The 13153-nt window shown below is 73.6% G+C and carries 2 protein-coding genes and 1 pseudogene; 2 read left to right on the forward strand and 1 reads right to left on the reverse strand.

Annotated features, from left to right (window positions below; all coding sequences use genetic code 11):
- Positions 1–57 precede the first annotated feature (57 nt).
- A pseudogene (locus P3T41_RS08840) lies at positions 58–10722 on the reverse strand (type I polyketide synthase); the annotation flags it as partial.
- Positions 10723–11288: 566 nt separating this feature from the next.
- On the opposite strand from P3T41_RS08840, the gene P3T41_RS08845 reads away from it, so the two are divergent.
- Both P3T41_RS08845 and P3T41_RS08850 read left to right on the forward strand, forming a co-directional pair.
- Entirely contained in the window at positions 11289–12302 is a 1014-nt protein-coding gene (locus P3T41_RS08845; RefSeq protein WP_280689075.1) for an ABC transporter ATP-binding protein, read from the forward strand.
- Positions 12299–13141: an ABC transporter permease gene (locus P3T41_RS08850; RefSeq protein ID WP_280689076.1), complete on the forward strand. Its 843-nt coding sequence runs from the start codon at positions 12299–12301 to the stop codon at positions 13139–13141. The genes P3T41_RS08845 and P3T41_RS08850 overlap by 4 nt, the downstream gene beginning before the upstream one ends.
- Positions 13142–13153: the final 12 nt, after the last annotated feature.

The following is a 13153-nucleotide window of genomic DNA, read 5'->3' on the forward strand; positions in this document are numbered from 1 at the left end:
CGTCCATTCCTTGCGGAAAAGGGGTCGCGCCTGCGTACTGGGGGCCCGGAAGCCCGGTCAGAAGGTTTCGAGCTCGTCGTCGAGCAGGTCGAACAGCTCGTCGTCGGTGGCCGATTCGATGTCGGTGTCGTCCTCCGCCGGGTGCTGGTCCGCACCGACGTAGTCCCGCCACTGGGCCAGCAGCGCTTGCAGGCGCAGGGTGACCCGGGTGCCGGTCTCCTCGTCGGTGGGGGTGGCCGCCAGGGCCTGCGCCAGGCGGTCCAGCTCGGCGAAGACGCCGTCCCCGGCCGCCTGCTCGTCCAGCGGCAGCGCGCCCCGCAGTTGCCCGGCCAGCTCGGCCGGGCTCGGGTAGTCGAAGACCAGCGTGGCCGGCAGCCGCAGGCCGGTCACCGCGTTCAGCCGGTTGCGCAGCTCGACGGCGGTCAGCGAGTCGAAGCCCAACTCCCGGAAGCTGGCCGCCGGCTGGACGGCCGCACCACCGGAGTAGCCGAGCACCGCGGCGACCTGCCCGCGCACCAGCTCCAGCAGGATGCGTTCCTGCTCCTCGATGGCCAGACCGGTCAACTGCCGCACCAGCGCGGTGCCCGGGTCGGCGGCCGCGCTGCCGGCCGCGCGCCGTGCCGGCTGGCGGATCAGGCCCCGCAACAGCGCGGGCACCTCGCCCGCCTCGGCCGCCTGGGCCCGCAGTCCGGCCAGGTCCAGCCGGGCCGGCAGCAGCACCGGGTCCGGCAGGCCGACGGCCGTGTCGAGCAGGGCCAGGCCCTCCTCGACCGAGAGCGCCGCCACACCGCGGTTCAGCCGGCGGGCGTCGGCCTCGTCCAGCTCGCCGCCCATCCCCCCGCCGTCCTCGGCCCACAGGCCCCAGGCCAGCGAGGCGGCCGGCAGCCCGGCGGCCCGGCGGTGCTGGGCGAGCGCGTCCAGGAAGGCGTTGGCGGCGGCGTAGTTGCCCTGGCCCGCGTTGCCGAAGATGCCGGCGGCGGAGGAGAAGAGCACGAAGGCGGCGAGGTTCTGATCCTTCGTCAGCTCGTGCAGATGCCAGGCCGCGTCCACCTTCGGGCGCAGGACGGTGTCGAGCCGCTCCGGGGTGAGCGAGGAGATCACGCCGTCGTCCAGCACACCGGCGGTGTGCACGACGGCGGTCAGCGGATGCTCGAGTCCGGTGCCGAGCAGGGCGGCCAGCGCCTCGCGGTCGGCCACGTCGCAGGCGGCGAACCTGGCGACCGCACCCAGCTCCGCCAGCTCGGCGGCCAACTCCGCCGCGCCCTCGGCCGCTTCACCACGACGCGAGACCAGCAGCAGGTGCCGCACGCCGTGCCGGGCCACCAGGTGCCGGGCCACCGCGCGGCCGAGCGAGCCAGTCGCGCCGGTCACCAGGACCGTGCCGTCGGCGTCGTACGCCGGGGTGACCTCGGGTTCGCCGGTGGCCACGGCTGCCAGGCGCGGGGCGAGCGCCGCACCGGCGCGCAGCGCCAGTTGGGGTTCGCCCGTGTCGACGGCGGCGGCCAGGGCGGCCGTCGAAGCCACGTCCTGGTCCAGGTCGACCAGCGTGATCCGGCCCGGGTTCTCGGCCTGCGCGGACCGCACCAGGCCCCAGACAGCGGCCCCGGCCAGGTCGCGGACGTCCACACCGGCGACGGCCACCGCGCCACGGGTCACCAGGACCAGCCGGGAGTCGGCGAACGCCTCGTCGGACAGCCACTGTTGGAGCAGCGCCAGCGCGCGGTGGACCGCCCCGTGGGTGGCCACCGCGAGATCGGCGGCGGCAGCCGGCACAACCGGCACCACGACCGTGTCCGGCAGCAGCTCGCTCAGCGTCGCCAGGTCGTCGAAGCACTCGGCGCCGGGCAGCCCGAGGTCGTGCTGCCCGAGCACCGCCACCACGCCCAGCGAACCGGTGGCGGGCAGCGCCACGCCCGTCCACTCGGAGCGGAACAGCGCCTCGTGCCGGCCGGACCCGTCGCCCGCCAACTGCTCGGGCGAGAAGGCCCGCAGCACCAGCGAGTCCACCGAGGCCACCGGCGCGCCGGTGCCGTCGGCCACCGCCAGCGAGACCGAGTCCGCGCCGAGCGAGGTGATCCGCACCCGCAACTCGGCCGCACCGGCGGCGAAGAGCGAGACACCCGACCAGGCGAACGGCAGCCGGCCACGGCTCTCCTCGCCGAGCAGGCCGCCCAGGCCGAGCGCGTGCAGTGTCGCGTCCAGCAGCGCGGGGTGCAGACCGAACAGGCCTGCCTCCGAACGGTGTTCCTCCGGCAGCGCCACCTCGGCGAACAGCTCGCCGTCCCGCCGCCAGGCCGCCCGCAGGCCCTGGAACGTCGGGCCGTAGCCGAACCCGGCCGCCTCGAAGGCGGGATAGACCGACTCGACCGGCTCCGGCTGGGCGCCCGCCGGCGGCCACTGCGCGAGGTCGAACGACGCGGTCCGCTCGGCTGCGGCCAGTTGGCCGGTGGCGTGCCGGGTCCATGGCAGGTCCGGCTCGGCCTCCGCCGGGCGCGAGAAGACCGCCAGCCGGCGCCCGCCACTCTCGTCGGGCGCGCCGACGGTCAGCTGCACCTGCATCGCGCCCTTGGCCGGCAGCACCAGCGGCGCCTCCAGCGTCAGCTCCTCCAGCAGCCCGCAACCCACCTGGTCACCGGCCCGGATCGCCAGCTCCACGAACGCCGTGCCCGGCAGCAGCACGCTGCCCGCCACCGCGTGGTCGGCCAGCCACGGGTGGCTGTCCAGTGCGAGTCGAGCCGTGAAGACGTGACTGTCGGCGTCCGCGAGCGCCAACGAGGCGCCCAGCAGCGGGTGATCCGCCGACCCGAGGCCGGCGGAGGCGACATCGCCGAGCCACCCGGCCTGCGGCCTGGGCCAGTAGCGCTCGCGCTGGAAGGCATAGGTGGGCAGTTCGACGAGCCGCGCCCCGCTCCCGGCATACAGCGCCGCCCAGTCGACCCGCACCCCGCGCACGTGCAGCCGGCCCAGGGCGGTGGCGGCGGCCTCGGTCTCCGGGCGGTCGCGTCGCAGCAGCGGCGTCAGCAGGGCGGCCGTCTCGTCGGTCAGGCAGTCCTGCGCCATCGCGGTGAGGGTGCCGTCCGGGCCCAACTCCAGGAAGGTGCGGACGCCTTCGCTCTCCAGGGCCTGGACCGCTTCGCAGAACCGGACCGCCTCGCGCACATGCCGCACCCAGTACTCGGGCGAGGTCAGGTCCGCGCTCCGGTCGAGGGTGGAGACGATCGGGATCTTCGGCGCGTGGAAGGTCAATTCCTCGGCCACCGACCGGAATTCGGCGAGCATGCCGTCCATCAGCGGCGAGTGGAAGGCGTGGCTGACGGTGAGCCGCTTGGTCTTGCGGCCGAGCTCCGCCAGCTGCCCGGCGACCTCGATCACGGCCTGCTCGGCGCCCGAGATCACCACGGAGGTGGGCCCGTTGACAGCGGCGATGCCGAGCTCGTGCTCGCGCCCGGCGAGCAGCGGCAGCACCTCGGCCTCGGCGGCCTGGACGGCCACCATCGCGCCGCCCGTGGGCAGTTGCTGCATCAGGCGACCGCGCGCGGCGACCAGCTCGGCGGCGTCGGCCAGCGAGAGGATGCCCGCGACGTGCGCGGCGGCGAGCTCACCGATCGAGTGGCCGGCCAGGAAGTCCGGGCGGATACCCCAGGACTCGACGAGGCGGAACAGCGCGACCTCGATCGCGAAGAGCGCGGGCTGGGTGTAGGCCGTCTGGTCGAGCAGCGCGCCGGCGTCCTTCAGCGGCGTCTCCAGGTGCTGGTCCAGCTCCGCGCAGACGGCGTCGTAGGCCGCCGCGAACACCGGGAAAGCGCTGGACAGTTCGGCGCCCATCCCGGCGCGCTGGCTGCCCTGGCCGGTGAACAGGAAGGCCGTCCGGCCGCCGCTGACCACCCCGGCGCTGACGGTCGCCTCGTCACTCGCCAGTAGCTCCAGCCCGCGCAGCAGCTCCGCCCGGTCGTGCGCCACCAGAGCGGCACGGTGGTCGAAGGCGGCGCGTGCCGTGGCCAGCGAGTAGCCGAGGTCCGCGATGGCCGGCCCGGGGTGGGCGGCGAGGTGGTCCCGCAACCGGGCCGCCTGGCCGCGCAGGGCCTGCGGTGTCCGGCCCGACAGGACGAGCGGGAGCAGTGACGGCTGCTCGACGTCCGGGGCCTGCTCGACGTCCGGGGCCTGCTCGATGACGGTGTGGGCGTTGGTGCCGCTGATACCGAAGGAGGAGACCGCGGCCCGTCGTGGCTGCCCGGTCTGCGGCCACGGCCGCGTCTCGGTGAGCAGTTCCACCGCGCCGGCGGTCCAGTCCACGTGCCGGGACGGCTCGCCGACGTGCAGCGTGCGCGGCAGCACTCCGTGCCGCATCGCCATGACCATCTTGATCACGCCGGCCACGCCGGCGGCGGCCTGGGTGTGGCCCAGGTTGGACTTGATCGAGCCGAGCCAGAGCGGCTGCTCCTCGGTGTGGTCCTGGCCGTAGGTGGCGAGCAGCGCCTGGGCCTCGATCGGGTCACCCAGCGTGGTTCCCGTGCCGTGCGCCTCGACCGCGTCGACCTGATCGGCGGTCAACCCCGCACTGGAAAGCGCCTGCCGGATCACCCGCTGCTGGGACGGGCCGTTCGGCGCCGTCAGACCGTTCGAAGCGCCGTCCTGGTTGACCGCCGATCCGCGCACGATGGCGAGGATCGGGTGCCCGTTGCGGCGTGCGTCCGAGAGCCGCTCCACGAGCAGCATGCCCGCGCCCTCGCCCCAGCCGGTGCCGTCCGCCTCGTCCGAGAACGCCTTGCAACGCCCGTCGGCCGACAGGCCGCGCTGGCGGCTGAAGCCGACGAAGGTGTTGGGGGTGGCCATCACGGTCACACCGCCGGCCAGCGCCATCGTGCACTCGCCGCTGCGCAGCGCCTGGATCGCCCAGTGCAGCGCGACCAACGAGGACGAGCAGGCCGTGTCCACGGTGACCGCCGGCCCCTCCAGGCCGAAGGTGTAGGAGACCCGGCCCGAGGCGATGCTGCCCGTGTCGCCGCCGCCCAGGTAGCCCTCGCCACCGGCCGGGTCGTCCTGGAGGCGGGTGGCGTAGTCGTGGTACATCACGCCGACGAAGACGCCGGTCCTGCTGCCGCGTAGCGTGGCCGGGTCGATACCGGCCCGCTCGAAGGCCTCCCAGGAGGTCTCGAGCAGCAGCCGCTGCTGCGGGTCGGTGGCCAGCGCCTCGCGCGGGCTGATGCCGAAGAAGGTCGGGTCGAACTCGGCGGCGTCGTGCAGGAAGCCGCCCTCACGGGTGTACGAGGTGCCGGGGTGTTCCGGGTCCGGGTGGTAGAGGCGCTCGATGTCCCAGCCGCGGTCCTCGGGGAAGCCCGAGATGGCGTCCCGCCCGTCGGCGACCAGCTGCCACAGCTCCTCGGGGGTGCTGACCCCGCCGGGGAAGCGGCAGCTCATCGCGACGATGGCGATCGGGTCCTCGTCGGCCGCCGTCGGGCGGGCCACAGCGGCCGCCGGCTGGTCGAGACCGGTCGTGCCGAGGAGTTCGGCCCGCAGGTGCCGGGAGAGCACCTGCGAGTTGGGGTGGTCGAAGACCAGGGTGGCCGGCAGGCGCAGGCCGCTCGCCGCGGTGAGGCTGTTGCGCAGTTCGAGAGCGCTGAGCGAGTCGAAGCCCAGTTCGCGGAAGGCACGGGTCGGGTCGACCGCTTCCGGCCCGCCGTAGCCCAGCACGGCCGCCGCGTGGGTCCGGACCAGGTCGAGGAGCAGCGCGTCCTGCTCGGCCTCGGACAGCTCGGCGAGCCGGGCTCCCAGCGCGGTGGACTCGGCGCCGGCGGCAGCGGAGGCGGCGCGACGCAGCGGCGCCCGGACCAGGCCGCGCAGCAACGGCGGCAGCAGGCCCGCCTCGGCCTGCGCCCGCAGGCCGGCCAGGTCGAGCCGGACCGGCACCAGCAGCGGCTCACCGGAGCGCGCGGCGGCATCGAGCAGCGCCAGGCCCTCGGTGGCGGAGAGTGGCAGCACACCGCCGCGCGCCATCCGCTCGACATCGGTACTGGCCAACTCGCCAGCCATGCCGCCGTCTTCGGCCCACAGGCCCCAGGCCAGCGAGGCGGCCGGCAGCCCGGCGGCCTGACGGTGCTCGGCGAGCGCGTCCAGGAAGCCGTTCGCCGCAGCGTAGTTGCCCTGACCGGCCGCGCCGAACACGCCGGCGGCGGAGGAGAAGAGCAGGAAGGCGGCGAGGTTCTGACCCTTCGTCAACTCGTGCAGGTGCCAGGCCGCGTCGACCTTCGGGCGCAGCACCGCAGAGACGCGCTCGGGGGTGAGGGAGGAGATCACGCCGTCGTCCAGCACACCGGCGGTGTGCACGACGGCGGTCAGCGGATGCTCAAGCTCGGTACCGAGCAGGGCGGCCAGCGCCTCGCGGTCGGCCACGTCGCAGGCGGCGAACCTCGCGACCGCTCCCAGCTCCGCCAGCTCGGCGGCCAACTCCGCAGCGCCCTGGGCCGCTTCACCGCGACGCGAGACGAGCAGCAGGTTGCGCGCGCCGTACTCGGTGACCAGGTGCCGGGCCACCAGCGCGCCCAGCGTGCCGGTGGCACCGGTCAGCAGCACCGTGCCCTCGGGGTCCAGCGCCGGCGCCGGCGCCTCGGCAGCCGCCATCACCCGCGCCAGGCGCGGGGCGAAGGCCGCACCCGCGCGCAGCGCCAGCTGCGGCTCGCCCGACTCGACGGCGGCGGGCAGCAGGCCCGACGACTCCTCGTCCAGGTCGACCAGCGTGATCCGGCCCGGGTTCTCCGACTGCGCCGAGCGCAGCAGACCCAGGACGGCGGCCGACGGCAGGTCGCGGACCTCCTCGCCGGCGACGGCCACCGCGCCACGCGTCACCACGACCAGCCGGGAGTCGGCGAACGCCTCCTCGGCCAGCCACTGCTGAACCAGCGCCAGCGCGCGGTGCACAGCCTGATGCGTGACCGCGACCACGTCGAGAGCAGCACCCGGCAGCACCGGAAGGACGATCGTCTCGGGCGCCGCCTCGACCAGCGCACCCAACTCGTCGACGCACACGGCATCCGCGAACCCGAAGCCGTCGTCACCGAGCACCGCCACCACGCCGAGCGAACCGGCCGACGGCAGCGACACGCCCGTCCACTCCGGACGGAACAGCGCCTCCTGGTGGCCGCCGTCACCCGCCAACTGCTCGGGCGAGAACGGCCGCAGCACCAGCGAGTCCACCAGGGCCACCGGCGCACCCGTGCCGTCGGCCACCGCCAGCGAGACCGCGTCCGCACCCGCCGCCGACAGGCGCACCCGCAACTCGGCCGCACCGGCAGCGAAGAGCGAGACACCCGACCAGGCGAACGGCAGCCGGCCCTGACCGGAGTCCGCCAGCAGCCCGCCCAGACCGATCGCGTGCAGCGCGGCATCCAGCAACGCCGGGTGCAGCCCGAATGCGGCCGCAGCTTCCCGGGCCTGCTCCGGCAGCGCCACCTCGGCGAACAGCTCGCCGCCGCGCCGCCAGGCCGCCCGCAGCCCCTGGAACAGCGGGCCGTAGGCCAAACCGGCCTGCCCGAGGCCGTCGTACAGCCCCTCGACCGGCACCGCCTCGGCGCCCACCGGCGGCCACTGGGTCAGCTCGAACGACGCCGCCCGCTCACCCACGGCCAGCAGACCGGTCGCGTGCCGCGTCCACGGACGGTCGGACCACGCCGCGCCGGCCGTCTCGTCCTGCGGGCGGGAGTGCACCTGCAGCGTCCGGCGACCCGCGTCGTCCGGTTCGCCGACAGCGAGGCAGAGTTGGAGCGCACCTGCGGTCGGGAGGGCCAGCGGCGCCTCCAGCGTCAGCTCCTCCAGCAGGCCGCAACCCACCTGGTCGCCGGCCGCCACCGCCAGCTCCACGAACGCGGTGCCGGGCAGCAGCACGCTGCCGGCCACCGTGTGGTCGGCCAGCCACGACTGCGCGTCGAGCGACAACCGCCCGAAGCAGAGCAGGCCGTCCGCGTCGGGCAGCGCGACCACCGCGCCCAGCAGCGGGTGATCGACCGCGCCGAGGCCGGCCGTGGTCACGTCGCCGCCGGGGAAGTCGCCGGTGTCCAGCCAGTAGCGCTGCCGCTGGAACGCGTAGGTCGGCAGGTCGACCCGCCGGGCTGCCGTGTCCGCGAAGACCGCCGGCCAGTCGAGCTTGACGCCGCGCACGTGCAGCTGGGCAAGCGCGCTGCTGAACGTCTCCGGCTCGGCGCGGTCGCGGCGCAGTACCGGGGTGAAGGCGCTTTCCTCGGCGGTCACGCACTCCTGCGCGAGAGCGGACAGCGTGCCGTCCGGGCCCAACTCCAGGAAGGTGCGGACACCCTCGCGCTCCAGGGTCACGACCGCGTCGGCGAAGCGGACGGCCTCGCGGACGTGGCGCACCCAGTACTCGGGCGAGGTCGGATCGGCCTGCTGGTCGAGCGTCGAGACGATCGGGATCCGCGGGGCATTGAAGGTCAACTCCGAGGCGACCGCACGGAACTCGGCGAGCATCGGGTCCATCAGCGGCGAGTGGAACGCGTGGCTGACCGTGAGCCGCTTCGTCTTGCGACCCTCGGCCGCCAGCTGCTCCGCAACCTCCAGCACGGCCTGCTCGTCGCCCGAAATCACCACGGCCGACGGACCGTTGACGGCGGCGATACCGACGTCAGTGCGGTCCGCCAGCAGCGGCAGCACCTCGTCCTCGGTCGCCTGCACGGCCACCATCGCGCCACCGGCCGGCAGCGCCTGCATCAGGCGCCCGCGCGCGGCGACCAACTTGGCCGAATCCGCCAGCGAGAGCACGCCCGCCACATGCGCGGCCGCCAGCTCACCGATCGAGTGCCCGGCCAGGAAGTCCGGGCGGACACCCCACGACTCCACCAGCCGGAACAGCGCCACCTCAAGCGCGAAGAGCGCCGGCTGCGTGTACCCGGTCTGGTCGATCAACGCCGAAGCATCCTTCAGCGGCGTCTCCAGCCACCGGTCCAACTCCGCACAGACCGCGTCATAGGCCGCAGCGAACACCCGGAAAGCGCTGTACAGCTCGCCACCCATCCCAGCCCGCTGGCTGCCCTGACCGGTGAACAGGAACGCCGTCCGACCCGCCGACCCGGCCGTCCCCAGCACCGCGCGCGAAGCCGACTCGCCGTTCGCCAGCGCCTCGACGGCCGCCAGGGCCTCGGCGCGGTCCCGGACCAGCAGCGCGGCCCGCCGCTTGTAGGCCGTGCGGGAAGTGGCCAGCGAGAAGCCCAGGTCGGCGACCGTCAGATCGGCCTCACCCGCCAAGTGCTCCGCCAGCCGCGCCGCCTGGGCGCGCAGCGACCGCTCGTCCCGCCCTGAGACCACCAGCGGCAGCGGTCGCGCGAGCGGGCCCGGCCCGCCGGCCGTGGCCGCCGGGTCCTGCTCGATGATGCTCTGCTCGATAATGATGTGCGCGTTGGTCCCGCTCACGCCGAACGAGGAGACCGCCGCGCGGCGCGGCCGCCCGGTCTCGGGCCAGGGCCGCGCCTCGGTCAGCAGCTCCACCGCACCGGCCGACCAGTCCACGTGCGGGGACGGCTCGTCCACGTGCAGCGTCTTCGGCAGCACGCCGTGGCGCATCGCCATCACCATCTTGATGATGCCGCCGACCCCGGCCGCCGCCTGGGTGTGGCCGATGTTGGACTTCAACGAGCCCAGCAGCAGCGGGCGTTGCCGGTCCTGCCCGTAGGTGGCGAGCAGCGCCTGCGCCTCGATCGGGTCGCCGAGCCGGGTGCCGGTGCCGTGTGCCTCCACCGCGTCGACCTGACCGGCCGTCAGCCGTGCCGAGGCCAGCGCCTGGCGGATCACCCGCTGCTGGGCCGGGCCGTTGGGGGCCGTCAGTCCGCTGCTGGCACCGTCCTGGTTGACCGCGCTGCCGCGCACCACGGCGAGCACGGGGTGCCCGTTGCGCTGGGCGTCGGCGAGCCGCTCGACCAGCAGCATGCCCGCGCCCTCGCCCCAGCCGGTGCCGTCGGCCGCCGCCGCGAAGGACTTGCAACGGCCGTCCGCCGCGAGTCCGCGCTGGCGGCTGAAGTCGATGAAGGCGTTGGGGGTGGACATCACCGTGACGCCACCGGCCAGTGCCAGCGAGCACTCGCCCGCGCGCAGGGCCTGGATCGCCCAGTGCAGGGCGACCAGCGAGGAGGAGCACGCGGTGTCGACCGTGACCGCCGGGCCCTCCAGGCCGAGCGCGTAGGCCACCCGGCCCGAGGCCACGCTGCCCGAGTTGCCGTTGCCGAGGTAGCCCGCGACGCCCTCGGGGACGTCGAACAGGCGGGCGGCGTAGTCGTGGTACATCAGGCCCGCGAAGACACCGGTGGCGCTGCCGCGCGCCGACTCGGGGTCGATGCCGGCCCGCTCGAAGGCCTCCCAAGAGGTCTCCAGGAGCAGGCGCTGCTGCGGGTCCATCGCCAGCGCCTCGCGCGGCGAGATGTTGAAGAAGTCGGGGTCGAACTCGGCGGCCTCGTGCAGGAAACCGCCTTCCCGGGTGTAGGAGCTGGCCGGCTGCTCGGGGTCCTCGTCGTACAGGTCCCAGCCACGGTCGACGGGAAAGCCCGACACGCCGTCGGCACCGGTCGCCACCAGCCGCCACAGGTCCTCGGGAGAGCGCACGCCGCCCGGATAGCGGCAGGCCATGCCGACGATCGCGATCGGCTCGGGCTCCTGCTCCTCGAGATCGCGAAGCCGCCGGCGGGTCTCACGCAGGTCGGCGGTCGCCCGCTTGAGGTAGTCGAGGAGCTTCTCTTCGTTCTCCACGTTGTCCGTCACACCCCTGAACCGGCCGTGAAGGTCCTGCCGGTCGCCGCCGACGTCCGAAGGACGCCGTCGAGCGGACCGGGCATGACCACCAATTGATCGACCACCAATTGATTCGTGATGAAAGCGCGCGCCCGCAGCTCCCCGCCGCCCGGGAAGGACCTCTGCCATTTCCGACGGGGGTCCCGCACAGTTCCGGCATCGGTATTCGCGCACCCCACCGGCCCGGTCGCGTCATTGCTGGGCGATGATTCCGGCGGACTCGCGGAACACAATTGCTGCTCCGCCACGCTAGCAGCGGCCGCCAGTGGGAGACATCCCCTAGCCGCCCCCTAGCCCCCCTGTTCCGGAGAGCGCCGGATTGCGGCGGAGCTGGCCAACTCTCCCCATGCTATACATGGTGCGCACGGTTCCGTGTCCCTTTCCACCGGCGCATGACGTCGTATCAGGATGCGCGTGAACTCCTCGCCGCGTAACCCCTATGCCGCCGTTATCGCGTCCCGCTCGATTCGCAGGCATCAATGAATACAGCACGCGCACCACAGGCCGTGGATTCAGCCGTCGTGGTCGACCAGTTGGTCAAGAGATACCGTAATCGCGATCGTCCTGCGGTCGACGGGCTGAGTTTCCGGGTCCGGCCCGGCGAGGTGTTCGGCCTGCTCGGGCCGAACGGCGCCGGAAAGTCGACCACGGTGGGAATGATGACCACCCGGGTGGCGCCGACCTCGGGCAGCGTCACCATCCTCGGGGTCGACGTGGCGGCCGACCCGTCCACCGCGCACCGGAACTTCGCCGTCGTCCCCCAGCGCAACAACCTCGACCGTTCCCTGACCATCCGGCAGAACCTGGTCTTCCACGCCGGCTACCACGGCATGGGCCGGGTCGAGCGCAACCGGCTGGCCGACAGCAGCCTGGAGTGGGTCGGCCTCAGCGACCACGGCAAGGCCCGGGTGGACGAGCTCTCCGGCGGCCAGGCGCAGCGGGTGATGATCGCCCGCGCGCTGATGCACCGGCCCCGGGTGCTCTTCCTGGACGAGCCGGCGACCGGTCTCGACCCGCAGTCGCGGCTCTTCGTCCACGAGCGGGTGGCCGAGCTGAGCGCGGGCGGCATCACCGTGGTGATCACCACGCACGACATGGAGGAGGCCGCCAAGCTCTGCGACCGGGTCGGCATCGTCGACCACGGCAAGCTGCTGGCGCTCGACTCCCCGGCGGCGCTGACCGAGTCGCTGCCCGGCACCGGCACCCTGACGGTCACGCTGCGCACCCCCGAGGCGGCCGAGGCCGGTTCTGCGGAACTCAACGACGTGGTCCGGGCCCTGGAGAAGACCGCCGGGGTCGAGCGGGTCGAGCCGGTCGAGCGGGTCGCCCCCGACGAGGAGGGCGACGTCCAGCCCGGCACCAGCCGGCTGCGGATCTACACCACCGGTCGCCCGACCACGGCGCTGCCCGCCGTCGTCGGCGTCTTCGCCGAGCTGCACTGCGACCTGGACGACGTGTCCCTCGGCGAACTGACCCTGGAGGACGTCTTCATCGAACTGACCGGGAGAGAACTCCGTTGAGCACCACCACCCCCACCATGCCCCTGCACGGCGGTGCCGAGCGGGCGAAGCCCCGCAAGGGCGGCTCAGCGGCCTGGGCGTTCTGCTACATCCTCTGGCGGGACATCTTCGTCACCGGCCGCGAACTGGTGCCGTTCCTGGCCCAGGTGATCATCGAGCCGTTCTTCATCCTGTTCGTCTTCGGCAAGGTGCTGACCACCATCGGCTTCACCGGCGAGGGTTTCCAGCAGGTGCTGCTGCCCGGCGTGGTGGCGCTCAGCAGCTTCCTGGTGGCCCTGCAGAACACGGCCTTCCCGCTCATCGTGGACTTCTCCTTCACCAAGGAGATCGAGGACCGGCTGCTCTCCCCGATCCCGCTCGCCCTGGTCGCCCTGGAGAAGCTGCTGTTCGGGGCGATCCGCGGCATGATCGGCGCCGCCGTGATGATCCCGCTCGGCTTCCTGCTGCTCAACCACGTGCACTGGCCGCTCTCCAGCGCGCTGCCGATCGCCGGTATCCTCGCGCTCGGCTCGCTGGCCGGCGCCACGGTGGGGATGACCATCGGCACGGCGGTCGACTCCCGGCACATCAGCATCATCATCACGGTGGTGCTGACGCCGCTGATGTTCACCGGCGCCACCCAGTTCCCGTGGTTCGGCCTCGCCGCCGTCCGGCCGTTCCAGGTGCTCTGCGCGCTCAACCCGCTGACCTACGTCAGCGAGGGGATGCGGGCCGTGCTGATCCCGCACGCCGTCCAGCACTCGATCCCGCTCTGGATCGACGCGACCGCCCTGGTCGGCGCCTGCCTGCTGTTCGGGCTGCTCGGCATCCGCGGCTTCCGAAAGCGGGCACTGGACTGAACGCAGTTCTGG

It is taken from the genome of Kitasatospora sp. GAS204B (assembly GCF_029892155.1).
GTDB lineage: Bacteria > Actinomycetota > Actinomycetes > Streptomycetales > Streptomycetaceae > Kitasatospora.